Origin of the sequence: Streptomyces sp. P9-A2, assembly GCF_036634175.1 — a bacterium.
Taxonomy (GTDB): Bacteria; Actinomycetota; Actinomycetes; order Streptomycetales; family Streptomycetaceae; genus Streptomyces; species Streptomyces pratens.
On sequence record NZ_JAZIFX010000001.1, the window covers coordinates 379,015 to 404,862 of the forward strand.

The following is a 25,848-nucleotide window of genomic DNA, read 5'->3' on the forward strand; positions in this document are numbered from 1 at the left end:
GCCCTGTCCGCCGTCCTCCCTCGACGCGGGACCGGGCTCGAGGACCGGCCCGGAGTTTGACCGAAAGACAGGAATGCGTCGGAGCCGGGATTCGGACGCGGTCGCTTGAACGAAGGCCGTGCGCTCCCGCGTACCACTGGGAAGGGCGGACAGCAGCGGCTTCGACGAGGGATGGCCATGGGCAGGGCGCACGTCTCCACACACCAGCCGGTCGCCGGGCGGTACCGGCTGGCCGAAATCATCCACCGCGAGACCAACCACGTCTGCTGGTACGCCGACGACCTCGGGACGGGCCGCCCCTGCCTGGTCACGCAGGTCGCGCTGCCCGGGGAACCGGGCGAGGCCGTGCGTCACGCCCCCTCCCGCGTCCTGCGGACGACCGCGGCGATGGCGCGGCTGTGCCCCGGCCGGATCGCCGCGGTCGTCGAATCCGTCCACGAGAACGGCTTCCTGTGGACCGCCGCCGCCTGGGTCGACGGCACTCCTCTCGGTGAAATCCTCGCGGAGCAAGGCCCGTTCGGCTTCGTCCGGGCCGCGCGCATCGGGCTGGAACTGCTCGACGTACTGGACGCCGCACACGGCGCGGGCGTGACGCACGGCGAACTCGGTCCCGGCCAGGTGTTCGTGCGGGAGACCGGTCCGGTCGTGGTCACCGGTTTCGGTCTGGCGGGCACCGGCCCCGCCCTCCGGCTCACGGCACCGTCGTACGCGGCACCGGAACAGGCCCGTGGCGAGGAGGCCGGGCCCGAGGCGGACCTGTGGGCACTGGGCGCGCTCCTGCACACGATGGTCGAGGGGCGCCCTCCCTTCCGTGACCGGGGGCGGCCGGAGGCCACGTTGAAGGGAGTGGACCGGCTGCCGTTGCGCGCGCCCCTGCGAGCGGGACCGCTCACCCGGATCGTCCAGGAGCTGCTGTGCAAGGACGCGGCGGAACGGCCCACCCGACAAATGGTCCGCGAGGCACTCGGCCGGGTACTCACGGAGGAGCACCCCGAGACGGCCCCCCATGCCGTACCGGGCGGCCTTCGGCTGCGCCGCGCGTACCCCACCGTCCTCGGAGACCTCGGCCGCACCGGGAGCAGACGGACGGCGGTCCTCGGCACCACCCTGGCCGTGGTCACCGTCGCGGTCGCCGTGCTCACCGCGGCCACCCAGGGGCTGCCCGGCACCGACTCCGGGTCCGCCGCCGACACCCCGAGTACGCCGCCCGCCTCCGCCGCCGCTCCGGCTGCCCCACCGGACGTGCCCCAGGTGCCCGGGACGTCCGGTGACCCGGGCGACCGGGACGACCGGGACGAGCCGACACCGACGTCCGCCCCGGCCACCCCCGCTCCATCGGGAACGGGAGACCTCCCGTCCGGCTACGGCCTCCTGCGCGCGCCGGAGGGCTTCACCGTCGCTCTCCCCGAGGACTTCGAGCGCCTCGACACCTCCCGCGTCTCCGACCTGGCCTACCGCATCACCTTCGGCCCGGAGGACGGCACCCGCACCCTCGCGGTCACCTACAGCGAACGGGTGGGGACCGACCCGGTGGCCGTGTGGCGGGACGACGTGGAGCCGCCCCTGGAGCGGACGGCCGGTTACCAGCGGATCGGCGCGATCCGCGCGACCGCTTACCAGGGGCGTGAGGCCGCCGACATGGAGTGGCTCTCGGCCGATGACGGCGCCCGGGTACACACCTTCGGCCGCGGGTTCCTGCTGGGCGGTGGACGCGGCTTCTCGCTGCGTTGGACGACCCCGGCCGCCGACTGGGCGGAGCCCGCGAACCAGGAGGCGCTACGGACGTTCCTGCGGACGTTCCGGCCGGCCTCCGGCCGGGGTTAGCCGCGCGGTGCGCGCAGCCGGCGCAGGGGCGTCCGACGCAGCGGGCGGGTGCGCCAGTGGGCCGTGAAGGTCCGGTCCGTGAGGGAGCACGTGACCCCGAGGCGGTGCGGGGTCTCCAGGAACACCACGTCCGCGGCGAAGGTGCCGTCGTCGGTCCAGCCGCCGCTCACCGCGGCCGGGCAGGGCTGCTCCGAGACCGTCCACCCCTCACCGCCGAGTGGCAGGTCGAGGCGGTGGCCGTCCTCCACGAGGCTCAGCGTCCAGCGTCCGCCGGCGTCCGTCGTCACCTCGGCGGCGGTGAGCGTCGGCTGGTCCGCGCAGCTTCCGCCGTACGGGGTGAAGTGTGTGGTGGACCGGTCCCGCGCCCGCTCCGGCGGTACCGGGCCGCCTGCGGCCGGCGGCAGGGCGAGGCGGGCGAGACGCTCGCCGAGGGCCCGGTCCTCGGTGTCCCGCCCGGTGAGCGGGCCGGGGCGGAAGGCCGGTACGAGGTGCCGCCAGACCAGGTCCAGGTACTGCTGCATCTGCTCGGTGGCCGCCGTCGTGGCGATCACGGCGTCGTGCTCGGGCAGGACGAGGCAGAACTGTCCGTACGCCCCGTCGCCCCGGAACCCGTGCCGGGACGTCCAGAACTGGAAGCCGTAGCCCTGGTCCCAGTCCTGCCGGCCGGTCTTCCCCATGGCCCCGGCGGTCGGTATGCGCGGACGCGAGGCCCTGGCGACCCATCCCTCGGGCAGCAGGCGCTTGCCGTCCCACATCCCGTCGTCGGCGTACAGCAGTCCGAGCCGGGCGATCGCGTCGGTGGTGGCGTGCAGCCCGCTGAAGCCGAGCTCACGGCCGGTGCGGTCGCGCTGCCACAGCGCCTCGCCGATGCCGAGCGGGTCCAGCAGGCGGGGCCGCAGCCAGTCGGTGAGCGACTGCCCCGTCTCCCGCTGCACGATCGCGGCGAGCGTGTACGTGCAGGGCTGGTTGTACGCGAAGACCGTGCCGGGGTCGCGGTCGGGCGGCTGCAGCAGAAACCCGCGTACCGGTTCGGCGGGGTCGGCTGCGTAGGCCGCGTCCACGGTCTCGGTCTCGTGGCCGCTCGCCATCGACGCCACGTGCCGGACCAGCATCGCCCGGCTGCGCGGGTCGGTGATGTCCGCCTCGAACTCGGGGAAGTACGAAATCACCGGGGCGTCGAAGTCGATCAGTCCCTCGGCCTCGGCGAGGGCGGCGGCGGTGGCCGTGAAGCTCTTGCTGAGCGAGTACAGCAGGTGCGGCCGCTCGGGGGTGTACGGAGCCCACCAGCCGGCGGCGGCCTGCCGGCTGTGGCGCAGGATCATCAGGCTGTGCGGCTCGATGTCCGGGGCGTCGTCGAGGGCGTCGAGGAAGGCGTGGACACCGGAGGCGTCGACGCCCAGCGCGGCGGGGGCGTCGGTGGGCAGTGGGTGAGCAGTCATGGGATGGATCCTGCCCGACCATCCGGACGCGATGCACCGTCAGGCGGCCGGTGGGCGGGCGAAGGCCGGTGGCCGGCCGGTGGGCGGGGTGGAGCAAGGCGGATCAATCCCCGGACGGCTGAGCATTCTCCGCGACCTCGGGGTAGGAGAGGGCTCTACGCCGGTACGACCAGGAGGCCTCTCGTGAACTCGATGGTGCACAAGACTTTGGTGGTGGAGCTCCAGGCGGGTGTCACGGACCGCTTTCCCGTGCTCGCCCACCTGAGCTACGACCCCGCCGACCCGTTCGCGGTCACGCTGGTCTTCAGCCACGACGGCCGGGTCCTGGCGCGCTGGCAGCTCGACCGCGAGATGCTCGCCGACGGCCTCACCCGCCCGGTCGGGACCGGTGACGTGCGGCTTCGCCCGGAGTCCAGAGGGGTGGGGCGGGAGCTGCGGATGGAGTTCCTCGGTGAACCCCACGCCGACGGCGGCCGTCACCACGCGGTGGTGTTCGCGTGGGCCGGGGCGGTCGGGGACTTTCTGAGCGACACCTTCCGCTCGGTCCCGCCCGACAACGAGGAGACCTGCCTCGACGACTTCCTCACGGAGGTCCTCACGGGCCGCTGAGCCGCGGGCCACCGGCCCTCCCCCGGCCCGGTGAACCCGCGGTCGCGCACGTCACGGGGCCGTGTGCCGGTACCGGGTCCACATCGGGAGCACGAACCAGCACAGCAGGTACCAGGCCACCACTCCGGCGACCAGGTACAGGACGAAGCCGTCGTCGGTGGCGACCCGCAGAATCAGCAGCAGTGCGGCGCAGGTGGTGGCGAGCAGCAGGACGAGGCCGAACAGGGTCAGCCGGGAGGCCCACCGGACGGCCTGCGGTTTGACCCTCCTCCCGGCCACCAGCCGGTGCAGCGAGACGGGGCCGATGAGCGCACCGGTGGCGCAGGCGCCGAGGACGACCGTCACGATGTAGATCGTCTGGTCGGTGCCGGACAGTTCCTCGTACTTGGGCGTGAACACGACGGTCAGCAGGAAGCCGAAGAGGATCTGGACGCCCGTCTGGGCGACGCGGACCTCCTGGATGAGCTCCTGCCACATCCGGTCCGCCCGCTCCTCCGCGGTTTCGTCGCGGCCTCTGCGCCCGCTCTTGTCCTGCTGCGTGTGCGACACGGTGCGCCTCCTGGGCGGGGAGAAACGGCCTCGGCCCGCCTCTCCCCTCGGGTGCCCACCGTCCGGGGCTCCTACCGCCTCACGGCCGCGCCCGGGCGGCTTCCACCGGGTCCGTGACCGGGCAGGCGCCCGCCCGGTCCTTCACCGCCGGGCTGCCGCCCGCTGTGTCACCAGCGGTCCTCCACCTGGTTCTTGATCCGCCGCTCGTACAACTCGTCGATCGCGGTGAGTGTCTGCTCGGACAGCTCCGGGAGCCGGGCGGCGTGCGCGTTGGCGCGGGCCTGCTCGGGCGACCGGGCGCCGGGGATGACGGTGGTGACACCGGGCTGTCGGACGATCCAGCGCAGGGCCAGCTGGGCCGGGGTGTATCCCTCGGGGGCGAACGCGGCGAACTCCGCGGCGGCCTCGACGCCGGTCGTGTAGTCGACCCCGGAGAAGGTCTCGCCCTGGTCGAAGGACTCGCCGTGCCGGTTGAAGGTGCGGTGGTCGTTCTCGGGGAAGACGGTGTCCTTGGTGTACCTGCCGGACAGCAGGCCCGAGGCGAGCGGGACACGGGCGATGATGCCGACGCCCGCCGCGCGGGCCGCCGGGAGCACCTCGCGCAGCGGCTTCATGCGGAACGGATTGAGGATGATCTGCACGCTCGCCACGTTCGGCCGGGCGATCGCGGCCAGCGCCTCCGCGCAGGTCTCCACACTGACCCCGTACGCGGCGATCCGCTCCTCCGCGACCAGGGTGTCGAGGGCGTCGAAGACCTCGTCGGTGGAGTACACGGAGGTCGGCGGGCAGTGCAACTGCACCAGGTCGACGCGGTCGACACCGAGATTGCGGCGCGAGCGGTCGTTCCACGCGCGGAAGTTGTCCAGCACGTAGTTCTCCGGGATCTGTTCGACCCGGCGGCCCATCTTGGTGGCGACCAGTACGTGCAGATCGGGCCGTCCGCTCAGGAACGACGCGATGGTCTGCTCGCTGCGCCCGTCCCCGTACACATCGGCGGTGTCGAAGAAGGTGACCCCGGACTCGGCGGCGGCCTCCAGGACCGTGAGGGCCTGCTTGTCGTCGACGTCCCCCCAGTCCGCTCCGAGTTGCCAGGTGCCGAGACCGATCACGGAGGCGTGCTGACCCGACCTGTCGAATGTGCGCTCGTCCATGGCGTCAGTCTGTCATCCGTCGCGGGCGGGCGTGCGAGCTGCCGCTCCGGACACTGGCCTGCCCGGGGCGGGCGTCTACGCAGGACTCCGGCCGTGGCGAGGATGCTGTTGCGCACCGCGGCCCGCGGGACCGGTCCCGGCCGTGCTCAGGCGCTCTCGGCCGTGCGGCACTCGGGGTGGCCCCAGCCGCTGTCGTTCTTGGAGATGGGCTCGCCCGCCGCGTAGGACCGGCCGCAGAGGCAGCGGCCCGGGAACTTCGCCTTGATCGTGCGGTTCGAGGAGCCGCCGCGCGGACGGGACGCCGTCTTCGCCCCGGTGGACCTGCGCTTGGCGGTACCGGCGGGCGGAGTGTCCGGGGAGGGCGGCGGCTCGGGCGAGCCCGCGTCGCTGCCCGCGTCCTGCTGGACGACGGCCGCCTGACTGGCGGCGCGGTCGGCGAAGTCGTTGAGACGGTCTCCGTCGACCTGGTGGGCGGGGACGTAGCGGAACTCGACCGAGCGGCCCTGCAGAAGTCCGTCGATGCCGACGACGAGTTCCTGGTTGGCGACCGGTTTGCCGGCCGCCGTCCGCCAGCCGTTGCGCTTCCAGCCGGGCAGCCAGGTGGTGACCGCCTTCATCGCGTACTGCGAGTCCATCCGGACCTCGAGCGGCACGTCGGGGTCGGTCGCCGCCAACAGCCGCTCCAGAGCGGTGAGTTCGGCGACGTTGTTGGTGGCTCTGCCGAGCGCGCCCGCCTGCCAGCGGACCGGGGTCTCGGAGGCGTCGGCGATCACCCAGGCCCAGGCGGCGGGTCCGGGGTTGCCCTTGGAAGCCCCGTCGCACGCGGCCACAACACGTTCACGCATGCGCCCGATCATGCCATGGCCGGGCAGGGCGCCAGGCCACTCGGTGCGCCTGCCCTGGATCACCCCGGGGAGCGGCTCCCCGGGGTGATCCAGGGTGTCGGCGCGGTCCGCACGTTCAGGTCACTCGTTCGGCACGTCGGTGGCGCCGGGCATCTCGCCCTTCATGGTCGTGACGTCGATCACCGAGAAGTTCGCGCCCTGTGGGTCGCTCAGGGCGGCGAACCGGCCGAAGGGAGTGGTGATCGGCCCGAAGTGCAGGGTGCCGCCCCGCTCGGTGGCCCTGGTCGCCGCCTCGTCGCAGTGCTCGACGGCGAAATAGACGTTCATGTACGACGGCACCTCGGGCGGGAAGTCCTCCGTCATACCCATCCGGCCGAGCACGGTCTCCCGGCCGAGTTCGTAGAGCCGGAAGTCGATCGCCTCGTCCTCGAGCTGCCTCGACCTGTAGGAGAAGACGGCGGGGAAGAACACGTCGGTCTTCTCCGGCTTCCGGGTGCAGATCTCCGCCCAGCAGTACGCGCCGGGGACGCCGGTCGCCCCGAAGCCCTCGTGGGTGCCGGCCTGCCAGAGGCCGAAGACGGTGCCGCCGGGTTCGCGGGCCAGGCACATCGTTCCGAAGTCGCCGACCCGCATCGGCTCCATCAGCACCTCGCCGCCGTTGTCCCGGACGCGGACGGCGGTGGCGGCGGCATCCCGGACCGCGAGATAGAGGCACCACTGCGACGGGCCCTCCTGGCCGGGCATGGGCGGGACGACGGCCGCCACCGCCTTGCCGTCGGCGTAGGCCTGCGTGTAGTTGCCGAGCTCCGGCGACGACCCGCCGAAGGTCCAGCCGAGGACGTCTCCGTAGAAACTCTTGGCACCGTCGACGTCATTGAACATCGCGTCGGCCCAGCAGGGGGTCCCCTCGGGTTGTACGGCCATGACGGCGTGCCCTCTCCGGAGAGTGGTCGGTCCTCCCTATCACGCTAATCACCCGGACCGGCACCCGCGCGCCGAGCCACCCGAGCCGCGGTGAACAACTTGTCCTGAACATGCCTTACCCTCCGGGCCGGGCTGTGCTTGCCTGGGGTGCCGTTCTGGCCGGGCGGGGTGGGAGTCTCACGTATGCGTAAGCCGTGGATCGCGGGAGTGGTGCTGGCCTTCGTGCTGCTCGGTGCGTGCGGCGACCCGTCGTCCGATCCGTCCGCCGGGCCGCCGGCCGCCGCCCCCGAGGCGTCGGCCACCACGCACCAGCGGCCCGTGGCCTCCCCCGGCACGGATCCCTCCGGGAAGGCCTCCCTCGAGGCCCCCTCCCCCGGTGCCACGTCGTCGTCCGGCGCCGGATCCGGGAAGTCGCCCACCGTGCTGTACCTCGGCGACTCGCTCGCGATGGAGAACCAGGAGGTCCTTGGGCGGGAACTGCGCAAAGAGCTGCGCGCGCGGTACACCGGCGCGCCCTACTCGGGCACCACCCTGTGCGACTACCTGGAGGGCTCGGCCGAACAGTCCCTGGTCCCGGCGGCGGACAAGGCGGCGGCGCTGGTGCGCTCGCTGCGGCCGGACTACGTGGTGCTGCAGTTCTGGGGAAATGCCTGGGGCTACACCCCCTGCATGGACGGGATCACCTACGACGCCGCCCGTGAGCGGTACCTCGAGCGGTACGCGGCCGACGCGCGGCGCCTCACCGAGCAGATCGCCGCGGCCGGCGCGGCCCGACCGCCGCGCATCGTCTGGGTACTGCAGGGCCCGGACCCGATCACCCCCGACCGGGTCCGCCGGGTGAACACGCTCTACGAGGAGCGGGCCGCCGCCTCGGGCGACCTCCTGGCCGACGCGGGCAAGGCGGTGAGTCCGGCGGGGGCACGCTACACCTGGGCGCAGTACCTGCCCTGCGACGCCTACGAGAGCACCCATCCCGAGTACTGCACCCAGCGGGACCGTGACCGGACAGCCCTGCACCGGGACGACGACTATCTGCATTTCTGTCTGGCGCCCACGACGTCGACGCCCAAGCCCTGCCCGGTCCGCTCGCCCGGCATTCTGCGCATGGCGCGGGAGATCACCCGGGTGGTCGGGGAACACGCCCGCTCGCGCTGACGGGACCGGGTGTCGCGGCACCCGCAGGACGCGACGAGAGCTCGGGCGGTGGGGCGGGCGTCCCACCGCCCGCCCCACCGTGCACCGTTGGTCACTCGCCCGCGTAGGCCTTCTCCAGGGCGGCGATGTCGAGCCTGCCCATCGACAGCATGGCCTTCATGGCCCGGTCCGCCTTCTCCTGGTCCGGGTCGCTGATCAGCTCGGTCAGCCGCACCGGGTTGACCTGCCAGGACACGCCGAACCGGTCCTTGAGCCAGCCGCAGGGGCCGTGCTCGCCGCCGCCCTCGATGAGCTTGTCCCAGTAGTGGTCGACCTCCGCCTGGTCGGCGCAGTCGAGCTGGAAGGAGACCGCCTCGCTGAACTTGAACTCGGGTCCGCCGTTCAGCGCGACGAACTTCTGTCCGTTGGCCGTGAACTCCACCGTGAGGACGGAGCCCGTCGTGCCGTACCCGGACTCGGTGTACCGGAGGATCCGGCCGATGCTCGAGTTCTTGAACACGGACACGTAGAAGTTCGCGGCCTCTTCGGCCCGGCCGTCGAACCAGAGACACGTGGTGAATCCGTCGGTGGTCATGAATACCTCCTGAGGCGTGGAACACGGTCATCCGTATCGACCGGTCCGGGCTCCGGAACTCATCGCCCGGCGGCGGAGCAACCACGGGAACGCGGGCCCCGGGGCCGGGAGGGGCCTCTGCCCGTGGCGAATCTGCCACGGGCAGAGAAATCCCCGCGGGTCCCCGCGGCCGGTCGAGAGTGGAGGCACGCGGTCGCACCGGCCGCGTACCGACGGACTGCACAGGCACACCCACGCACGACCGGACAGCCACACACCGACACCCACGGGAGCACCGATGTCTCCACTCAGTACCGGACTCACCACCGGAGCCGGCACCGGACCCATCACCGGATGCGTATCCGGACGCGCATCCGGCCTCGCTGCCGGGTTCGGCGCCGGCCGGCCGCCGGCCCCGCTGCCCCGGGCCGAGGAGGGCGACACCCCTTTGACCCGGTTCGACGACCATCTGGCCGCCCAGCTCCTCGCCCAGCGGATCGTCCTGCTCGGGACGCAGGTCGACGAGGTTTCCGCCAATCGGGTGTGCGCACAGCTGCTGATCCTGTCCGCGGAGGACCCGCGCACCGACATCAGCCTGTACGTCAACAGTCCCGGCGGGTCCGTGCACGCCGGCCTGGCGATCTACGACACGATGCGGCTGATCCCCAACGACGTCTCGACGCTCGCCATGGGGTTCGCCGCCAGCATGGGCCAGTTCCTGCTGAGCGTGGGCGCACCGGGCAAGAGGTTCGCCCTGCCCAACGCGCGGATCATGATGCATCAGCCGTCCGCCGGGATCGGCGGCACCACCGCCGACATCGAGATCCAGGCGGAGAACCTGGAGTTCACCAAGCGGACGATCGAGCGGATCACCGCCGAGCACACCGGCCGGTCGGCGGAGACCGTCTCCCGGGACGGCGACCGCGACCGCTGGTTCACGGCCGAGGAGGCCAGGGAGTACGGAATGGTGGACCGGGTGGTGGAGTCGCTCGACGACGTCCGCCCGGCCGCGACGCGACGCAGGACGGGGCTGTGACCATGGGGGCGTACACGATTCCGAACGTCGTCGAGCGCACCCCGCGGGGCGAGCGGTCCTACGACGTGTTCAGCCGGCTGCTGTCCGAGCGGATCATCTTCCTCGGTACCGAGATCGACGACGGGGTCGCCAACGTCGTCATCGCACAGCTTCTCCATCTGGAGTCGTCGGCCCCGGAGAACGAGATCGCGGTCTACATCAACTCCCCGGGCGGCTCGTACACCTCGCTCATGGCGATCTACGACACGATGGCGTTCGTGCAGGCGCCGATCTCGACGTACTGCGTCGGGCAGGCCGCGTCCACGGCTGCCGTGCTCCTGGCCGGCGGGGACGCGGGGCGCCGGTTCGTGCTGGAGCACGCGCGTGTGCTCCTCGGGCAGCCGGCCACGGGCGGGCAGCGGGGCACTGTCTCCGATCTGTCGCTCCGGGCCAAGGAGATGCTGCGGATCCGTGCCCAGGTGGAGGAGGTCCTGTCCCGGCACACGCACCACGACGTGGCGACACTGCGGGCGGACATGGACCGCGACAAGGTGTTCACCGCTCAGGAGGCCGTGGCGTACGGGCTGGCCGACGAGGTGCTGAGCCGGCGCCTCGTGGGTGTGTAACGACCTCACCCGCGACCACGCCGGAGGCGAAGCCGCAGGGCGTCGGGAGCCCGCTCGCTATCGCGGGTGAGGTCGTAAGGGCGTGCAGAGAAACAACTTGTGGGTTTCTGGACTTGATGTCGCAGGTCAGCGCGCCGCCCACCCGCATGTTGTTCTCCGGCAGACCCTAAGCCGGCTCCGGCACGGGCGCGGCCCGGGTCAGGCGGCCAGGCACAGTCCGTCGTACGAGGCGCGGGCCGTGCTCCGGCTCGCGGGAGCCCGCCGGCCGTCGATGCGGACGAGTTCTCCCTGGGCCCGCGACAGCAGGTCGCCCAGGTCCAGGCCCAGGGCCCGGGCGGCGGCCGCGAGGACCTCCGAGGAGGCCTCCTTGCGGCCCCGCTCCACCTCCGACAGATACGGCATCGAGATCCGGGCCGTGTCGGCGACGTCCTTCAGCGTCCGCTCCTGGGCGAGCCGCTCCCGGCGCAGCACGTCGCCGACCAGGTCGCGCCAGAGCGGCTCCTTGGGAGTGGGAGCGGCGGGAGCCGGTGGGGCGGCGGCATGGCGCGCGGGCGCGGGCCGCAGGGGGATGACACCGGTCTCGAGGGGCGCTTGGTTTCTCACCCCTCCAGCGTAGGAATCCTCGCCCCGAGGGGAAGGGAGTGGCGTTCCGCTCTGAGTGAAGGAGGCGATACCACGCGTCACCGTGAAGATTCTTGAAAGCCGGGTGGAGTGTTCGGAATAGAGCTGGGTAGTCGCAACCCCGAAGGACCAAGGCACATGTCCATCGGACTTTCGTGGGGAGAGGTAATGGAGACCGCCGTGATCCGGTCGCAGGCGCAGGTCATCGACAGAAACACCGAGGCCGAGGCCGGGACGGGTGACGGAAGCCTGCCTGGGGTCGTCAACCCCCGGGCCGTCGCTCCGCGTGATGCCAAGGAGCTGTCCCGTCAGTTCTTCCGTCGCCTGGCGGAACTGGAGGAGGGCACGCACGAGTACCAGTACGCGCGCAACACCCTGATCGAGATGAACATGTCGCTGGTGCGGTTCGCGGCCGGACGGTTCCGCGGCCGTGGCGACGACATGGAGGACATCGTCCAGACCGGCATGATCGGTCTGATCAAGGCGATCGACCGGTTCGAGCTGTCGCGCGAGGTCGAGTTCACCTCCTTCGCGCTGCCGTACATCGTCGGTGAGATCAAGCGTTTCTTCCGTGACACCACCTGGGCGGTCCATGTGCCGCGCCGGCTCCAGGAGCTGCGGGTGGAACTGGCCAAGGCCCGTGAGGAGCTCGCCAGCAGGCTGGACCGCGAGCCCACGGTCGCCGAGCTCGCCACCCTGATGAACATCACCGAGGAGCAGGTCAACGAGGGCCGGCTGGCCGCGAACGGCTACAACTCGTCGTCACTGGACGCCGCCCTCACCGGTGACGGCCCCGAGAACGGTGAGTCCGTCCTGGCCGACTTCATCGGTATGGAGGAGGAGGGACTGCGGCTCGTCGAGGACTTCCACGCACTCGCCCCGCTCATGGCCGAGCTCAGCGACCGCGACCGGGAGATCATCCGGATGCGGTTCGTGGAGGAGGCCACCCAGGCGGAGATCGGCGAACGGCTCGGGTGCTCGCAGATGCACGTCTCCCGCCTGATCAAGCGGATCATCGGCCGGCTGCGCGAGGGCATGCTGGGCGAGCTCGGCTGCGCCTGACGGCACAGAACACGGGATGCGGCTGGTGCCCCACCCCCGCGGGGGTGGGGCACCAGCCGCATCCCGTCCTGCGGGGGTGTCGGAGTCCGGCACGTGCGGACCGGAACGCGCGCCGACCGGCAGATGCCGTTCAGCCGGCGTCGAAGCTCAGCACCGCGCGGACACACTTTCCGACCGGTACCCGCTCCACGCGGATGTCGCGCACCAGAGCCTGCACGATCTCCAGGCCGTGGCAGCCGATGCGCTCGGGATCGCGGGGGTAGACGCGGGGCAGCGTGCCGCTGCTGTCGTAGACGGCGACCGTGATCGCTTCGTCCGTACCCTCCAGCTCCAGGATGTACGGGCCGTTGCTGTGCCGGTCGGCGTTGGTGACCAGTTCGCTCACGACCAGAAGTGCCGCGCCGTCGGTCCGCTCGCCGATCGTGGCGCACCACTCGGTCCTGAGCTGCTCCAGGAACAGCGACGCGAAGGCACGCGCCTCGGCGATGCATCCCGGCTCACCGGTGAAGTGCGCTGCCCGCCGTAGCGGTTCCACGGGTACGTCGAAACCAGTCGGTATCACTGCCCCGTCCAGGTGATCGATCATGTGCTTCTCTCTGCGAAGCCGGGCCGACCGGACGAGCCGGACGATCTGCACAGGTGCACGTACCCCGAGTTCGGCTGCTCAGTCCCCCGATCGGTGTTCGCCACGCCACAGAACGGGAACCCGACCTCGACAGGAGGGGACGGCGGGTGACGGGCATACGGGAAGGCGACCGATGAGCGAGCTGTTGGCGGTGCGGAGCCTGTCGACGCTGCCCGTGGTGACGCTGGGCGGCGATGCCGTCGCCCACGTCAAGGACACCGTCCTCGACGTCGAGGCCGGGTGCATCACAGGCTTCACCCTCACCAGCCGGACCCTGCTGGCTGGCTCGCCGGCCCGGGACCTGCCCTGGCCGGCGGCGCACTCCCTCGGCCGTCACGCGGTCATGGTCCGCGACAAGGAGGCGCTGTGCGACCTGCCCCTGTCGGTGTCCCGCCGCGATGCCCTGCGCGGGCGGCTGCTCAGGGCGCAGGTCCTCACCGACGAGGGCGACCGGCTCGGCACGGTGCTCGACGTCCTGGTCGAGGGCGGCACCAGCGGCCGGATCGTCGCCTTCCGGCTCGCCGCGCACCGAGGGCTGGTGCCGGGTTCGAGGCACCGGCAGCACCGGCGGCACCGGGTGTACGTACCGTACGGTGAGGCGGTGTCCGTCTCCGGCCGGTCTCTGGTCGTCCCCGCGCACATCACCGCCTATGTCACCGACGACCTGCCGGACTTCGTGGCACGGGCCGGCGCGTTCCACGCCCGGCGGACGGGCGTCCTGCCGTGATGCTGTTCTCCCGGGTGCGAGGGCTTCCGGTACTGACCCCGGACGAGGGGATCCGTCTGGGTGTCGTACGGGCGCTGACTGTCGACGCGGCCTCCCGCACCGTCACGCACGTACGGGTACGGCGCGGACGGCTGCGCGGGGACGCCGTCCTGGCCTGGGACGCCCTGGACACCGTCGGCCCGGACATGCTGATCGCGGCTCCGTCCTCCGCTCCGGCCGTGGCTCCGCCGCATCACGATCTGCTCGGCCGCAGAGTGCTCACCGAGGACGGTGAGGAGCGCGGCACCGTGCTCGACGCGGCGTTCGATCCGCTCACCGCCCGTATCGAGGCGATCCTGACGACGATCGGCGAGCTGCCGGCCGCGCGGCTGCTGGGGCTGGGCGACCACGCTCTGGTGGTGCGGGGGCGCAGGGCAGCGCGTGACCAGGGCCGGTCCGGCTGATCATTCCTCTGGATCCCCGAGTGTGAATCCCTAGGTGGCGCTGCCCGTGAGGTCGCCCGTGCCGTTGTCGCCGGTGCCGGTGCCGTTCGGTGCGTCGTTCGTGGTGCCGGACTCGGCCGGTGGCGGTACCTGGGGGCCGGACGGCGGCGGTTCGCCGGTCGTCGGGCCGCTGTCCCCGGGATCGCTCGACGGTGGTTCGCCGGGGGGATCCTCCTCGCCCGTCGCCGGCCCGGAGCCGGGGGTGGACGGAGTGGCCGGCGGGGCCGATGGGGAGGTGTCGGGTGACGGCGACGAGGGGGTCGTGTCGCCCGGTGACGGACTCTGCCCGTCCGGTGGCTTCGCGGGGCGGTCCTTGCCGCCTGTGTCGCCCTGGTTCCGCTCGAACCAGCCGCCGTCGGTGTCGCGGACCACGAACTTCTCGATGTCCCGCGGAGCGGGGTCGACCACGACGACCTTCGAGGGGGAGTAGCCCGGCCAGGGGGTGCCGGTGTAGCGGGGGTCGGACTGTTCGACCGGCTTGGTCAGCGGGTTGCCGCAGGCGCAGCGGACCCGGGGGACGCCGCGGGCGTCGACGAGCACGGCCGTGCCCGCCTGGAGGACGGCCTGGTAGTCGGTGGCGGCGCCGTCGCGGTATCCGTGGTTGGTGACCCTGGTGTCCAGCCGGAGTCGCAGCGGGGTCAGCGAGCGCAGGTACGAGGGGACCTCGGAGGATTCGACGCCGGCCACCGAGGCGAACGCCTCGTTCTTCGCCGGCACCTCCCGGAGGTACTTGATCTGCCGCTCCACGTCACAGCTGGAGGCGTCGCGGGTGCCGCCGTACAGGCCTGGTTCGCCACCGCGGACACCGCGCACCGCGGTGGCCGGAGAGGACTCGGACGCCGATCCGGTGGTCGGGGCGCCGGTGGTGGGCGGGGCGGAGGTCGTGGGGGGCGCGGAGCCGTCCTCGGCCGTCGACTCGGTGAACGGGTCGGGGCCGGTCGCGTTCGCGGCCTGGAGGAAGACCTCGCCGCCGCCCGCCTCGGATCCGCCGTCGGTGCGGGTGAGCACCACGGCGAGGACCACGGCCACCGCCATGGCCGCGACGAGCACCCCGAGGCCTGGTACGGACCTCCACCACGGCCGCCGGCCTCGCCCGGACGGCCCCGTGCCGCCGCCACCGTCTCCCCCGCCCGCTCCACCCGGCGGTGGCGGCGGAGGCGGGCCCGAGGACGAAGGTGGGGAGGAACCCGACAGAGGCCCGGAGGGCGGCCCGGAGGGCGGCCCGGAGGGCGGCCCGGAGGGCCTGCCGGAGGACGGTGGTTCGACGGTCACGAGCCCTTCTTCCCAGCGCGGCTTCAGGAGATGACCACCAGGTCAGTACCGGTATGGCGATTCTTCCGTTATGGGTTCATTGTGTGCCCCGGTGACGTGCCCGCCGCAAGCCGACGCGGACGGACCTCCCGGCAGGCGCCCCGTGCGGAGGCTGCTTAGCGTGCAGTGGTGAATTCACCCACCCTCTCCGACCTGGCGGTCCCCCGCCACGGCTGGGCGCAGGCTCTCGTCACGGTGCTGGGCGGGCTGATCGCCATGGGCCTCGTGGCCGCGCTCGGGCTGTGGGCGGCCGGTGCCACGGGCCTCCCGGACGGTTCGTTCCCCAGGGTGCTCGCCACGACCGTCGTCACTGCCGTCGGCGGGTCGGTGGACCTGTCCGGCGACGCGGGCGGCCTGGCCGGCGCGGAGGGCGGCCTGACCGTCATGCCGCTGTCCGTCACTCTCACCGGCGCCCTGTTCATCGGCTGGGGCTTTCTGCGCCCGTTGCGCCACCGGGCCGTCGCCGGGACGCCGGAGCTTGCCGGGTGGGCCGCGAGGATCGCCGCCCTGTGGCTGATCGTCCTGCTCTGCCTGGCGTTCGCCGCCCGGCACACGTTCGAGGTCTCCCTCGGGGAAGATGCCCTGGGTGATCTCGGTGATCTGTTCGGGGTCTCCCCCGAGGTCGGCTTCGCCGCCGATGTGCCGCTGACCCTTCTCGTCGGCCTGCTCTGGCTGGCGGGTGTCCTGGTGCTGGCCCTGCTGGTGTCGCGCGGCGCCCCGCTGCCGGTCCGGCTGCTCCGGTTCCAGACGGCGGTGCGGCCCGCCGCGCACGCGGTGCTGCAACTGCTGCTCGCCTCCGTCGTCATCGGTGCCGTGATCGCGCTGGTCGTCGCGGCGACGCGGGGGCGTCCGGCGGAGACGTTCGCCGTGCTCCTGCTCGGCCTGCCCAACGTGACCTGGCTCGCGCTGACCATCGGGCTGGGCGCCACCTGGGACGGCAGGGTGGAAGGCCCCTTCGGGCTGCCCATGCCGCACGTCCTCGACGAGGTGCTGCGGACCGAGGACGTCTCGGCGCTGAACCTGAGCACGCTCGCCGAGCACGACGCCGGGGTGTGGTGGCTGCCGGTGGCCGACGCGGTCCTGCTGCTGGCCGTGGCGTTCGTGATGGCGGCCTTGTCACCGGCCCGGGTCCGGGCCCGGCAGCACGCCGTGCACCTGGCGGTGGCGCTCGCACTGGCGGTCCTGACGATCTGCCTGGTCGGCCGGGTCTCCGCCCGGCTCGGCCTGTCCGTGCTCGGCATCGGCGATTTGGACACGGGGCTCTCCGGTCAGGTCCTGCTGAAACCGCGTCTGCCGGTCGCGCTGGGGCTGGCTCTTCTGTGGGGTCTGGTCGCCGGCTTCGCGGGCGCGCTGCTGGCCCGGGGGACGCGCCGCCGGGGCCGGTCGGACCGGCCGAGGGCGGCGGACGGCTGACCGGGCGGGTGCGCGGCGCCGGGCAGGGGCTCCTCCAAGACCCTAGGTCCGCGCCGGCCCGAACACCGGTTCCGCCCAGGCCGGCGGTGGCTGTGGCGCGTCCCGCTCCGCCTCTCCGTCCGTCGGCGCGGCTCCACTCCGGCCCTCGACGGCGTTCCCACTCCCGTCTCCATCCGTGCTCCCGTTCCGGTCTCCCCCCGTGCTCCCGTTCCGGTTTCCGCGCGGGTCCACTCGGGTGGCGGGGTGTCCCTCGGGGGTGGTCGTGGTGGCGCCGCCCCCCGTGACGGCGGCGCGCAGGGCGGCGACGAAGTCCAGACAGGACGCGTACCGGTCGTCGGGGCTCTTCGCCAGTGCCTTGGCCAGGACGGCGTCGGTCTGCGGGGGGAGGTCGGGGCGTACGGCGGTCAGGGAGGGCGGCTCGTCGTACTGGTGGGCCCAGAGCAGGGCCATGTCGTCGTCCCGGCGGAAGGGCGGATGGCCGGCGAGGGTCTCGTGGACGACGCAGGCGAACCCGTAGACGTCGCAGCGGGCGTCGACCGGACGCCCGGAGATCTGTTCCGGGGCCACGTAGTCGAGCGTGCCGACGAACTGGCCGACCGTGGTGAACCCTGTCAGGGACAGAGACTTCTTGGTCAGGCCGAAGTCGGTGAGGTAGACGTGCTCGGGGTGGTCGCTGTCGGTGCCGCGGGCGACCAGGATGTTGCCGGGTTTGACGTCCCGGTGGACCAGGCCGTGCTCGTGGGCGGCGTCGAGCGCCGAGGCCACCTGCACGGCGATGCGCAGCGCGGTACCGGACGGCAGGGGTCCCTCACGGTCGAGGAGGTGGCGCAGATCGCTGCCTTCGACGTACCGCATGGCGATGTAGAGGATGCCGTCCGCCTCCCCTGCCTCGAAGACGGGGACGATGTGCGGGTGGTCGATGGCGGCGGCGGTGCGGGACTCGTGGGTGAAGCGGCGGCGGAAGACGTCGTTGCGGGCGAGTTCCGGGGCGAGCAGTTTCAGGGCGACGGTGCGGTCCAGGCGCAGGTCCCGGGCGCGGTAGACGACGGCCATGCCGCCACGGCCGATCTCGCGCTCGAGGCGGTAGCCCGCGACCTGCTGCCCCGTCAGCTCGGAGGGCCGGCCGGCGAACAGCCCGGTGGCGTGCGTCATCGGACGTCACGGTCCGGGGAGGGGCCCGAGGCGACGGCCCTGGTGGGTTCGGCGGATCCAGCCCTGGTGGGTTCGCCCGGCACGACCCGGGTGGGGGCGTGTCCGGGGGATGCGGAGGCCTCGGGAGCGTCGGGAGCGTCGGGGGCCTCGGAGACTCCGGGGGCGCGCGGCGGGTCGTCGGCGGGCGGATCGTCGGCGGCGTAGGTGTGCAGCCGGGTGCCGTCGGTGTAGACCCAGCGGCCCTGGTCGGAGTCGTAGAGCCACAGGGACTCCCCGTCGACGACGAGGCCGACGCGCAGCCCCCGGGTGCGTACGCGGAACCCCTCGCCGTCGAGGCGGCCGTCGGCCAGTGCCTCGACGGCCGCCCGGTAGCCGGCCAGGGCCTCCTCGGCCCGGGTCAGCAGCGGCCGGGGGTCGGCGGTGCGGGTCAGGGGGTCTTCGGAGGCGGGCGGGTCCTGGGGCACCGCGACCAGCAGGCGGCCGTCGACCCAGGCCGACCAGCCGTTGGAGCACAGCACCTGACCCCAGTCCCCGCGCCGCTCGACCAGCCGGACCGGCAGCAGCGGGTCGAGGCCGACGGTGGGCCCGGCGGGGTCGGGCGCCTCCCAGGCCGGCATGCCGTCGCCCGGTACGACATGGGTGGGCCGGAATCCGGGCGTGGACGGGGTCGTCATGAGCCGGCTACCTCCGCATCACGGCGGGTTCGTGGCGGCGCAGCAGCCGCGACACGGCGAACGCGCACAGCGCCGAGAGGACCAGCAGCATCGCCACATCGAGCAGCCACACTCCCTGGGAGTGCTGGAAGAGCGGGTCCGCGGTGCTCTCCCCCGGGATGATCCCGGCCAGGTCGACGGTGCCGGCCATCGCGCCGAACGCCCAGCGCGAGGGCACCAGCCAGGACAGCTGCTCCAGGACGGGCACGCCGTCCAGTTTCAGCAGGGCACCGCAGAAGACGACCTGGACGATGGCCAGCAGCACCAGCAGTGGCATCGTCACCTCCTCCTTGCGCACCAGCGCGGAGACGAGCAGGCCGAGCATCATGGCGGTGAAGCCGAGCAGTGCCACGGCCACCGTGATCTCCACCAGGGGTGGCATCAGCACGCCTTCACCGCCCGGTGCGTCGAGGTCGACCCCGAGCAGGGCGACCAGGGTGAGCACCACCGCCTGCAGCACGGTGATCGCGCCCAGCACGATGATCTTCGACATCAGGTACGCCGATCTGGACAGGCCGACGGCCCGTTCACGCCGGTGGATCGGGCGCTCCTTGACGAGTTCCCGCACGGCGTTGGCGGCGCCCGTGAGCACGGCGCCGACGCACAGGATGAGCAGGGCGTTCATCGCGGTACTCCGGGTCAGGGTGCCGCCGGCCAGGGCACGGGCCATCGCTCCCATCACGAAGGGCAGCGCGATCATGATGGCGAGGAACGTGCGGTCCGAGCCGAGCACGGCGGTGTAGCGGCGTACAAGGGTGCCGAGCTGCGCTGTGCGGCTGCGCGGCCGGGGCGGCGGGGCCACGGCGACCGGGCCGGCCGTCTGCTGCCGGGGCTGGGCGGTGGCGTCGGCGATGTACCTGCCGTGGAAGGGCGAGGCGCGGTAGTCGCCCGCCCAGTCGCGGTCCCGGTCGCGCTCGAAGGCCTCGAAGGCCTCCGGCCACTGTTCGAATCCGAAGAACGCGAGGGTGTCCTCGGGCGGTCCGTAGTAGGCGACGCGTCCTTGGGGGGCGAGCATGAGGAGCCGGTCGCACACGTCCAGGCTGAGCACGCTGTGGGTGACGACGATGACGGTGCGGCCGTCGTCGGCCAGTGCGCGCAGCATGTGCATCACCGAGCGGTCCATTCCCGGGTCCAGGCCGGAGGTCGGCTCGTCGAGGAACAGCAGGGACGGCTTGGTGAGGAGTTCCAGGGCGACGCTGACGCGTTTGCGCTGGCCGCCGGAGAGGCTGTGCACGGGCTGCTCCGCCCGCTGTTCCAGGCCGAGTTCGCGGATGACCTCGTCGACCCGGGAGCGGCGTTCGGTCTTGGCGGTGTCCTGCGGGAAGCGGAGCTCGGCGGCGTAGGACAGGGCGCTGCGGACGGTGAGCCGGTCGTGCAGGATGTCGTCCTGCGGGACGAGACCGATGCGCTGGCGCAGTTCGGCGTAGTCGCGGTAGAGGTCGCGGCCGTCGTAGAGAACGGTGCCGTGGTCGGCGGGGCGCTGTCCGGTGAGGGCGTTGAGGAGGGTGGACTTGCCCGCGCCGCTCGGGCCGACCACGGCGAGCAGACACTTCTCCCCCACCGGGAACGACACCTGGTCGAGCAGGGTCCTGCGGCCGTGGTCGACGACGACGGTGAGGTCCTGCACGTCGAGGGAGATCTCGCCGGTGTCGACGTACTCCTGGAGTTCGTCGCCGACGAGGCAGAGCGCGGAGTGGCCGATGCCGACGATGTCACCGGGGCCGACCGGGGCGCTGGTGACGGGCCTGCCGTTGAGGTAGGTGCCGTTGTGGCTGCCGAGGTCGGCGATCTCGTACGTCGCGTCGGGCAGTGCCCTCAGTTCGGCGTGCCAGCGGGAGACCACGAGATCGTCGATGACGAGGTCGTTGTCGGCGGCGCGGCCGATGCGGACGGTGCGGGTGGGCAGCGGCCGTACGGTGGTGGGCCGCCGGTAGGTGCCGGTCAGGGCGGGGCTCGACACGGCGGAGAGGCGTTCGGGGGCGGGCGGCGGCCGGTCGATCAGGACGGCGCTCGGTCCGTCCTGAGGGCTGCCGAAGCGGATGACGCTGCCGGGGCCCACGTCCTTCACGCGCACGCGGTGGCCGTCGGTGTAGGTGCCGTTGGTGCTGCGCTCGTCCTCGATGGTCCAGTGGCCGTCACCGGGGTGGAGCACCGCGTGGTGCCAGGAGACCCGGGCGTCGTCCATGACGATGTCGCTCAACGGGTCGCGTCCGACGTGGTAGTCGCGGACCGGGCTCATCAGGGTGGAGCCGCTGTCGGTCTCCACGAGGAGCTCCGGTGCGACCGGCCGCTCGACCATGCCTGGATTCTACCGATTGGCCCGTTCGAGTGCCTGACGTGGCGGATGGGGCCGGGGCGGGGCGCGGGTCAGGCGACGGGGACGCCCAGGACCGGGGCCGCGCGCTGCATCCGCAGGGCGTCCACGGACTCGGCCAGGAGCTCGTACTCGGTGGTGTCGTCGCCGGTGGCCAGGCGCACCATCTGTCCGGCGGCCAGAGCCTCGGCCATTTCCTCCTGGTGAGCGACATCGCCGCACCAGGCACGCAGCACGGCGGGCACGTCGGGTACTCCGTCGGCGACGGGGACGAGCGCGCCCGGGGGTAAGTGTTCGGCCTCCGGCTGCGGATCGAGGCGCTCGGCGATCCAGGAGGCGCGGTCGCGCAGCCACCACAGGGCGAGAGCCAGGGTGGGGGCGCGGTACGTGCCGAGGGGTACACCGATGCGGCGGCCGTCGCAGACTCCGTACGCCGTGACGTGGCACAGGAACTCGTCGTGCACGATTCTCTCCCCCGGTTGCGTTGCCCGTCGGCCGACCGGGCTCGTTCTCCGGTGGGTCGCGTGCTGTGCGTGAGGGCGCCGTTGCGCGGGGTGAAGCGCTCTCGTTGTCGAGTATGTTCACCGCTGAATCACTGTCACCACGCCTTTCCGGCCACTCTCCTGGCATATTCGCCCCTCCGGTTGGCCGAAATAGCGTGTTTGCGGCGCCCTGCACGGCACGAAGCGGACCCGGTACGGCGTCGGCCGTGCCGTCATGACATCGACGACACGGCCGGAAACGATCTGCCGGACGCCGGCCCTACCGCTTGACGACCGCGTCGATGCGGGCCAGTTCGTCCGTGTCGAAGTCGAGGTTGCGGGTGGCCGCGACGCTGTCCTCCAGCTGCCGGGGACTGCTCGCCCCGACCAGGGCCGAGGTCACCCGCCCGCCGCGCAGGACCCAGGCGAGCGCCATCTGCGCGAGGCTCTGGCCGCGGGACCCGGCGATCTCGTTCAACGTGCGCAGCCGCTCCACCAGCTCACCGGTGACGGTGTCGGTGTTCAGGAACGGGCTGTCGCTCGCGGCCCGGGAGCCCTCGGGGATGCCGTCGAGGTAGCGGGCGGTCAGCAGACCCTGTTCCAGCGGTGAGTAGGCGATGGAGCCGACCTGGAGCTCGTCCAGGGCGTCCAGCAGGCCTTCGTCCTCCGGGCGCCGGTCGAGTATCGAGTAGCGGGGCTGGTGGATCAGCAGCGGGGTGCCCAGCTCGCCCAGGATGCGGGCGGCCTCGCGGGTCTGCTCCGCGGAGTAGTTGGAGACGCCGACGTAGAGCGCCTTGCCCTGCTGGACCGCCGAATGCAGGGCCCCCATCGTCTCCTCCAGCGGAGTTTCGGGGTCGAAGCGGTGCGAGTAGAAGATGTCGACGTACTCCAGGCCCATGCGGCCCAGGCTCTGGTCGAGCGAGGACAGCAGGGACTTGCGGGAGCCCCATTCGCCGTACGGGCCGGGCCACATCAGGTAGCCGGCCTTGGTGGAGATCACCAGTTCGTCGCGGTACGGCGCGAAGTCCGCGCGCAGGGCCTCGCCGAGGGCGGACTCGGCGGCACCGGGGGGCGGGCCGTAGTTGTTGGCGAGGTCGAAGTGGGTGACACCGAGGTCGAAGGCGCGGCGCAGGATGGCGCGCTGGGTCTCGGCGGGACGGTCGGGACCGAAGTTGTGCCACAGGCCGAGCGAGAGCGCGGGAAGTCTGAGCCCGCTGCGTCCGGTGCGCCGGTAGGGCAGGTCCGCGTAACGGTCGGGGTGCGGGGTGTACAACGCGACTCCAAGGGGTTGGCACACAGGGTGTACATGGGCGTCCGGCTCCGTGGAACCAGAACCGGGCTCCACTCTGTCGCGGTTCGCGGGCAGCGGTCCAACAGGGGAATCCGATGGAATTCAGCGAATACGCTTCTCAATCATGGAACTGCGTCACCTTCAGCACTTTGTCGCCGTCGCCGAGGACCGGCACTTCACCCGAGCGGCGGAGCGACTGCTGGTCTCCCAGTCGGGTCTTTCGGCGTCGATCCGCTCCCTGGAGCGCGAGCTGCAGACGCCGTTGTTCGTACGGACGACCCGGAGGGTGACCCTCACCGAGGCCGGCCGGGCGCTGCTGGTGGAGGCCGAGCGGATCCTGGCTCAGGTGCGGGCGGCGCACGAGGCGGTGGCCGCGGTCCAGGGAGTACTGCGCGGCACGCTCGCCCTGGGCACCGAGCAGTGCATCGCCGGGGTGCACCCGGCGGAACTGCTGGCCGATTTCCGGCGGCGCCATCCGGACGTGGAGATCCGGCTGCGGCAAGGGGGCTCGGCGGCGCTGGCGGAGGAGGTCGCGGCGGGACGCCTCGATCTGGCCTTCGCCTACCGGACCCCCACGGACCCCGACCAGTTGCGGTCGGTGCCCCTCACCGGCGAGCCGATGACCGTGCTCTGCCATCCCGATCACCGCCTGGCGCGCGCCGGGGCGCCGCTGACCCCGCACGACCTGGGCGGCGAGGTGTTCGTGGACTTCCATCCCGACTGGGGCCCGCGCCGCGCCACCGACACCGCGTTCGCCGACGCCGGCGCACGGCGCACGGTGGCTCTGGAGGTGAACGACGTGCACAGTCTGCTGGACCTGGTCGACGAGAACCTCGGCATCGCCGTCGTCCCCCAGCATTTCCGGCACAAGCGCGCGGCGCTGACCGCCCTGCCGTTGAAGGACACCGGCGAGTCGGTGTACGAGAGTGTGGTGCTGGTCCCGCCCGAGGAGGCGACCAGCCCGGCGGCGCGAGCGCTGATGGCCCTGCTGGACGGTGGGCGGTCGTAGCGGACGGCGCGCGGAGAAGGGCGGCGCACGTCCGGCGGGGCGTGCGGAACGGGGCGCGACCGGCGTTGGGATGCGCGAGGGTTGGGAACTGCTGGGGTTTGACTGAGTGCGAGTGTGCTCTGGCATGTGTGGGTGAGCGTGGGGACTGCGGCTGAGATGGCGTGTGCGGTCACATCCAGGCGATGGAATAGGGGTTTGCCCGTCGAATGTGTGACCTTTGCAGGTGGCGCTCGTTGGGTGGAGTGATCGGGTTTGTCGAGGTCGGCGACGGGGGTGCGGGAGTGGGTGGTCTGCGGAAGGTCGCGGCGCCGTTCGTCGTGCCCGGCCCGTCGGGGGTGGCGGTGCGTACCCGGCTGGGGCAGCTGACTCCCGTCGATGAGGAGGTGCTGCGTCGGGTGGGCGCGCATCTGGGCACCCTGGCCTCCCGTGACCTGAAGACCCGCTGCCACAACGGCCTCGAGCACGACGCCGGAGCGTGGGCGGTGCGCAAGCGGGAACTGACCCCCCTCTCCTCGGCCCGCTGGGCGGGCGCGATCACGAAGGCCACGCATGACCAGTGGGCGCTGGCCCGGCGCAGTGCGCTGGCCCACCTCCAGAACCTTCAGGCGGGTGTCCACATGCTGCGGCACCGGCTGTCGCTGCCGCTTGGCCAGAAGGGGACGCGGAAGGCCCCCGGCGGTTACCGCAGCAGGCGGGAATGGCACGCCAAGGCCCGCCGCCTGCGGGCGCTGGAGGACCGGCTGGCGCAGGAGCGCGCCGACTGGGAGGCCGGGCGGGTGCATGTGGTACGCGGCGGCAAGCGCCTGGCCCGCACCCGGCATCATCTGCCCGCCGCACAACTCACCCAGGACCGGTGGCGCGCACGCTGGGAGGCGGAACGCTGGTTTCTGCAGGCGGACGGCGAGTCCGGGAAACGCTACGGCAACGAGACCATCCGCATCAGCCCGGACGGTGAGGTGAGTATCCGGCTTCCTGCCCCGTTGTCCGGGCTGGCGAATGCCCCGCACGGCCGGTACGTGCTCACCGGCCGGATCCGCTTCGCGCACCGGGGGCCGGAGTGGGCCGACCGGGTGGCAGCGAACCGGGCTGTCGCCTACCGCATCCACCACGACCCGGCCCGGGCACGCTGGTATGTGACCGCCTCCTGGCAGACCCCCGCATCCCCGGCGGTGCCCCTGGCGGCGGCGCTGGCGCACGGGGTGATCGGGGTGGACCTGAACGCCGACCACCTCGCCGCCTGGCGCCTGGATGCCCACGGCAACCCGACCGGCAACCCGCGCCGCTTCTCCTACGACCTGTCCGGCACCGCCGAGCACCGTGACGCCCAGGTCCGCCACGCCCTGACCCGACTCCTGCACTGGGCCCTCACCTGCGGTGCCAAGGCGATCGCCGTGGAGGACCTGGACTTCACCGCCGAGAAGACCCGCGAGAAACACGGCCGCAAGAGGCGGTTTAGGCGGCTGGTCTCCGGCCTGCCCACCGGCCGGCTCCGCGCCCGCCTGGTTTCGATGGCCGACCGGACGGGGATCACCGTCGTCGCCGTGGATCCGGCCTACACCTCGAAGTGGGGCGCCCAGCACTGGCAGAAACCCCTCACCAGCACCACCCGCAAGACCACCCTCCCCCAAGCTCTCGACTGCGCTCAAGCAGGGGGCACCCCCATCGACGCAGCCGCCGTGGCGATCGCACGACGCGCCCAGGGCTATCCGCTCCGGCGTCGGACGGCACCGCCCCGCACCCACCGGAGCGATGGATGCGGGCATCGGACCGTCCAGACCGGACCGGATACCCCCGGGCGTGAGGGACCCCGCCGCCGCCTTCCCGGACCACGGACACGATCCGTGCCGCCGGACGCGGAACGAACGCGGGCGACCAGGACACCCAACACCGTTCGGGATGTCCGCAGTGAGCGAGAGTGGGTCCAGGACTCACTTCTGCTCACTGAATAGGAACGGT

General features: G+C 72.2%; 25 protein-coding genes. 11 read left to right on the forward strand and 14 right to left on the reverse strand.

Going from position 1 to position 25,848, the window contains the following annotated elements; translation table 11 throughout:
• Positions 1–177 precede the first annotated feature (177 nt).
• Positions 178–1,824 carry a serine/threonine protein kinase gene (locus V4Y04_RS01650; protein WP_332425277.1) on the forward strand — a complete coding sequence of 549 codons (1,647 nt, stop codon included), beginning with the start codon at positions 178–180 and terminating at the stop codon, positions 1,822–1,824.
• Here V4Y04_RS01650 and V4Y04_RS01655 read toward each other — a convergent pair.
• Positions 1,821–3,263, reverse strand: coding sequence for a serine hydrolase domain-containing protein (locus V4Y04_RS01655; protein ID WP_332425279.1), 1,443 nt, complete (start codon positions 3,261–3,263; stop codon positions 1,821–1,823). The two genes, V4Y04_RS01650 and V4Y04_RS01655, sit on opposite strands and share 4 nt — an antisense overlap.
• Positions 3,264–3,446: 183 nt before the next feature.
• Here V4Y04_RS01655 and V4Y04_RS01660 point away from each other — a divergent pair, with 183 nt between their 5' ends.
• Positions 3,447–3,872, forward strand: a complete 426-nt coding sequence (locus tag V4Y04_RS01660; RefSeq protein ID WP_332425280.1) for an SsgA family sporulation/cell division regulator — start codon at positions 3,447–3,449, stop codon at positions 3,870–3,872.
• Positions 3,873–3,923: 51 nt separating this feature from the next.
• On the opposite strand, the gene V4Y04_RS01665 is transcribed toward V4Y04_RS01660, so the two are convergent.
• From V4Y04_RS01665 to V4Y04_RS01680, 4 genes are all read right to left on the reverse strand, one after another.
• Positions 3,924–4,421 carry a DUF6328 family protein gene (locus V4Y04_RS01665; RefSeq protein WP_332425281.1) on the reverse strand — a complete coding sequence of 166 codons (498 nt, stop codon included), beginning with the start codon at positions 4,419–4,421 and terminating at the stop codon, positions 3,924–3,926.
• Positions 4,422–4,588: 167 nt separating this feature from the next.
• Complete coding sequence (locus tag V4Y04_RS01670) at positions 4,589–5,572, reverse strand: aldo/keto reductase (RefSeq protein ID WP_332425283.1); 984 nt, start codon at positions 5,570–5,572, stop codon at positions 4,589–4,591.
• A gap of 146 nt (positions 5,573–5,718) precedes the next feature.
• Positions 5,719–6,429: a ribonuclease H family protein gene (locus V4Y04_RS01675; protein WP_332432671.1), complete on the reverse strand. Its 711-nt coding sequence runs from the start codon at positions 6,427–6,429 to the stop codon at positions 5,719–5,721.
• A 108-nt stretch (positions 6,430–6,537) separates the two neighbouring features.
• Complete coding sequence (locus V4Y04_RS01680; protein ID WP_332425285.1) at positions 6,538–7,341, reverse strand: VOC family protein; 804 nt, start codon at positions 7,339–7,341, stop codon at positions 6,538–6,540.
• 183 nt (positions 7,342–7,524) lie between these two features.
• On the opposite strand from V4Y04_RS01680, the gene V4Y04_RS01685 reads away from it, so the two are divergent.
• Positions 7,525–8,496, forward strand: coding sequence for an SGNH/GDSL hydrolase family protein (locus tag V4Y04_RS01685; protein WP_332425287.1), 972 nt, complete (start codon positions 7,525–7,527; stop codon positions 8,494–8,496).
• Between the two features lie 91 nt (positions 8,497–8,587).
• Here the strand turns inward: V4Y04_RS01685 and V4Y04_RS01690 are convergent, their stop codons facing one another.
• Positions 8,588–9,070, reverse strand: coding sequence for a VOC family protein (locus V4Y04_RS01690; RefSeq protein WP_332425289.1), 483 nt, complete (start codon positions 9,068–9,070; stop codon positions 8,588–8,590).
• A 277-nt stretch (positions 9,071–9,347) separates the two neighbouring features.
• On the opposite strand from V4Y04_RS01690, the gene V4Y04_RS01695 reads away from it, so the two are divergent.
• Together V4Y04_RS01695 and V4Y04_RS01700 are read left to right on the forward strand one after the other, a co-directional pair.
• A complete protein-coding gene (locus V4Y04_RS01695) occupies positions 9,348–10,085 on the forward strand; it encodes an ATP-dependent Clp protease proteolytic subunit (protein WP_332425291.1) in 738 nt (245 codons plus the stop codon).
• A 2-nt stretch (positions 10,086–10,087) separates the two neighbouring features.
• Positions 10,088–10,690 (forward strand): ClpP family protease, encoded by a 603-nt coding sequence (locus tag V4Y04_RS01700; protein ID WP_332432672.1) that lies wholly within the window; start codon positions 10,088–10,090, stop codon positions 10,688–10,690.
• A gap of 198 nt (positions 10,691–10,888) precedes the next feature.
• Here V4Y04_RS01700 and V4Y04_RS01705 read toward each other — a convergent pair whose 3' ends face one another.
• Positions 10,889–11,293, reverse strand: coding sequence for a helix-turn-helix transcriptional regulator (locus tag V4Y04_RS01705; protein WP_332425293.1), 405 nt, complete (start codon positions 11,291–11,293; stop codon positions 10,889–10,891).
• A 186-nt stretch (positions 11,294–11,479) separates the two neighbouring features.
• On the opposite strand from V4Y04_RS01705, the gene V4Y04_RS01710 reads away from it, so the two are divergent.
• Positions 11,480–12,373 carry an RNA polymerase sigma factor SigF gene (locus V4Y04_RS01710; RefSeq protein WP_332432673.1) on the forward strand — a complete coding sequence of 298 codons (894 nt, stop codon included), beginning with the start codon at positions 11,480–11,482 and terminating at the stop codon, positions 12,371–12,373.
• A 130-nt stretch (positions 12,374–12,503) separates the two neighbouring features.
• Here V4Y04_RS01710 and V4Y04_RS01715 read toward each other — a convergent pair whose 3' ends face one another.
• Positions 12,504–12,959 (reverse strand): ATP-binding protein, encoded by a 456-nt coding sequence (locus V4Y04_RS01715; RefSeq protein WP_332425295.1) that lies wholly within the window; start codon positions 12,957–12,959, stop codon positions 12,504–12,506.
• Positions 12,960–13,131: 172 nt separating this feature from the next.
• Here V4Y04_RS01715 and V4Y04_RS01720 point away from each other — a divergent pair, with 172 nt between their 5' ends.
• Positions 13,132–13,725 carry a PRC-barrel domain-containing protein gene (locus V4Y04_RS01720; RefSeq protein WP_332425297.1) on the forward strand — a complete coding sequence of 198 codons (594 nt, stop codon included), beginning with the start codon at positions 13,132–13,134 and terminating at the stop codon, positions 13,723–13,725.
• The gene (locus V4Y04_RS01725) at positions 13,725–14,168 is read left to right on the forward strand and encodes a PRC-barrel domain-containing protein (protein WP_443079931.1); all 444 of its coding nucleotides are present in this window, start codon (positions 13,725–13,727) and stop codon (positions 14,166–14,168) included. The genes V4Y04_RS01720 and V4Y04_RS01725 overlap by 1 nt, the downstream gene beginning before the upstream one ends.
• Before the next feature lie 30 nt (positions 14,169–14,198).
• Here the strand turns inward: V4Y04_RS01725 and V4Y04_RS01730 are convergent, their stop codons facing one another.
• A complete protein-coding gene (locus V4Y04_RS01730; RefSeq protein ID WP_332425301.1) occupies positions 14,199–15,479 on the reverse strand; it encodes a DUF6777 domain-containing protein in 1,281 nt (426 codons plus the stop codon).
• 168 nt (positions 15,480–15,647) lie between these two features.
• Here V4Y04_RS01730 and V4Y04_RS01735 point away from each other — a divergent pair, with 168 nt between their 5' ends.
• On the forward strand, positions 15,648–16,931 hold the full coding sequence (locus V4Y04_RS01735) for a streptophobe family protein (protein WP_332425303.1): 1,284 nt from the start codon (positions 15,648–15,650) through the stop codon (positions 16,929–16,931).
• Between the two features lie 42 nt (positions 16,932–16,973).
• On the opposite strand, the gene V4Y04_RS01740 is transcribed toward V4Y04_RS01735, so the two are convergent.
• From V4Y04_RS01740 to mgrA, 5 genes are all read right to left on the reverse strand, one after another.
• Positions 16,974–18,083, reverse strand: a complete 1,110-nt coding sequence (locus tag V4Y04_RS01740) for a serine/threonine-protein kinase (RefSeq protein WP_332425305.1) — start codon at positions 18,081–18,083, stop codon at positions 16,974–16,976.
• Positions 18,080–18,757 (reverse strand): hypothetical protein, encoded by a 678-nt coding sequence (locus V4Y04_RS01745; protein WP_332425306.1) that lies wholly within the window; start codon positions 18,755–18,757, stop codon positions 18,080–18,082. Before V4Y04_RS01745 ends, V4Y04_RS01740 begins: the two co-directional genes overlap by 4 nt.
• A 7-nt stretch (positions 18,758–18,764) precedes the next feature.
• Entirely contained in the window at positions 18,765–21,095 is a 2,331-nt protein-coding gene (locus tag V4Y04_RS01750; protein WP_332425308.1) for an ABC transporter ATP-binding protein/permease, read from the reverse strand.
• A 68-nt stretch (positions 21,096–21,163) separates the two neighbouring features.
• A complete protein-coding gene (locus tag V4Y04_RS01755) occupies positions 21,164–21,574 on the reverse strand; it encodes a hypothetical protein (protein ID WP_332425311.1) in 411 nt (136 codons plus the stop codon).
• A gap of 298 nt (positions 21,575–21,872) precedes the next feature.
• Positions 21,873–22,865: an L-glyceraldehyde 3-phosphate reductase gene (gene mgrA / locus V4Y04_RS01760; protein WP_332425313.1), complete on the reverse strand. Its 993-nt coding sequence runs from the start codon at positions 22,863–22,865 to the stop codon at positions 21,873–21,875.
• Positions 22,866–23,007: 142 nt separating this feature from the next.
• On the opposite strand from mgrA, the gene V4Y04_RS01765 reads away from it, so the two are divergent.
• Together V4Y04_RS01765 and V4Y04_RS01770 are read left to right on the forward strand one after the other, a co-directional pair.
• Positions 23,008–23,892 (forward strand): LysR substrate-binding domain-containing protein, encoded by an 885-nt coding sequence (locus tag V4Y04_RS01765; RefSeq protein ID WP_332425315.1) that lies wholly within the window; start codon positions 23,008–23,010, stop codon positions 23,890–23,892.
• 281 nt (positions 23,893–24,173) lie between these two features.
• Positions 24,174–25,841 carry a transposase gene (locus tag V4Y04_RS01770; RefSeq protein WP_332432674.1) on the forward strand — a complete coding sequence of 556 codons (1,668 nt, stop codon included), beginning with the start codon at positions 24,174–24,176 and terminating at the stop codon, positions 25,839–25,841.
• The last annotated feature ends 7 nt before the right edge of the window (positions 25,842–25,848 follow it).

Bases quoted from the DNA above. Each gene is read 5' to 3' on its own strand.
- V4Y04_RS01650 (WP_332425277.1), top strand. From the start codon at position 178: ATGGGCAGGGCGCACGTCTCCACACACCAGCCGGTCGCCGGGCGGTAC.
- V4Y04_RS01655 (WP_332425279.1), bottom strand. From the start codon at position 3,263: ATGACTGCTCACCCACTGCCCACCGACGCCCCCGCCGCGCTGGGCGTC.
- V4Y04_RS01670 (WP_332425283.1), bottom strand. From the start codon at position 5,572: ATGGACGAGCGCACATTCGACAGGTCGGGTCAGCACGCCTCCGTGATC.
- V4Y04_RS01675 (WP_332432671.1), bottom strand. From the start codon at position 6,429: ATGATCGGGCGCATGCGTGAACGTGTTGTGGCCGCGTGCGACGGGGCT.
- V4Y04_RS01680 (WP_332425285.1), bottom strand. From the start codon at position 7,341: ATGGCCGTACAACCCGAGGGGACCCCCTGCTGGGCCGACGCGATGTTC.
- V4Y04_RS01685 (WP_332425287.1), top strand. From the start codon at position 7,525: ATGCGTAAGCCGTGGATCGCGGGAGTGGTGCTGGCCTTCGTGCTGCTC.
- V4Y04_RS01690 (WP_332425289.1), bottom strand. From the start codon at position 9,070: ATGACCACCGACGGATTCACCACGTGTCTCTGGTTCGACGGCCGGGCC.
- V4Y04_RS01695 (WP_332425291.1), top strand. From the start codon at position 9,348: ATGTCTCCACTCAGTACCGGACTCACCACCGGAGCCGGCACCGGACCC.
- V4Y04_RS01700 (WP_332432672.1), top strand. From the start codon at position 10,088: ATGGGGGCGTACACGATTCCGAACGTCGTCGAGCGCACCCCGCGGGGC.
- V4Y04_RS01710 (WP_332432673.1), top strand. From the start codon at position 11,480: ATGGAGACCGCCGTGATCCGGTCGCAGGCGCAGGTCATCGACAGAAAC.
- V4Y04_RS01715 (WP_332425295.1), bottom strand. From the start codon at position 12,959: ATGATCGATCACCTGGACGGGGCAGTGATACCGACTGGTTTCGACGTA.
- V4Y04_RS01720 (WP_332425297.1), top strand. From the start codon at position 13,132: ATGAGCGAGCTGTTGGCGGTGCGGAGCCTGTCGACGCTGCCCGTGGTG.
- V4Y04_RS01725 (WP_443079931.1), top strand. From the start codon at position 13,725: ATGCTGTTCTCCCGGGTGCGAGGGCTTCCGGTACTGACCCCGGACGAG.
- V4Y04_RS01740 (WP_332425305.1), bottom strand. From the start codon at position 18,083: ATGACGCACGCCACCGGGCTGTTCGCCGGCCGGCCCTCCGAGCTGACG.
- V4Y04_RS01745 (WP_332425306.1), bottom strand. From the start codon at position 18,757: ATGACGACCCCGTCCACGCCCGGATTCCGGCCCACCCATGTCGTACCG.
- V4Y04_RS01750 (WP_332425308.1), bottom strand. From the start codon at position 21,095: ATGGTCGAGCGGCCGGTCGCACCGGAGCTCCTCGTGGAGACCGACAGC.
- V4Y04_RS01765 (WP_332425315.1), top strand. From the start codon at position 23,008: ATGGAACTGCGTCACCTTCAGCACTTTGTCGCCGTCGCCGAGGACCGG.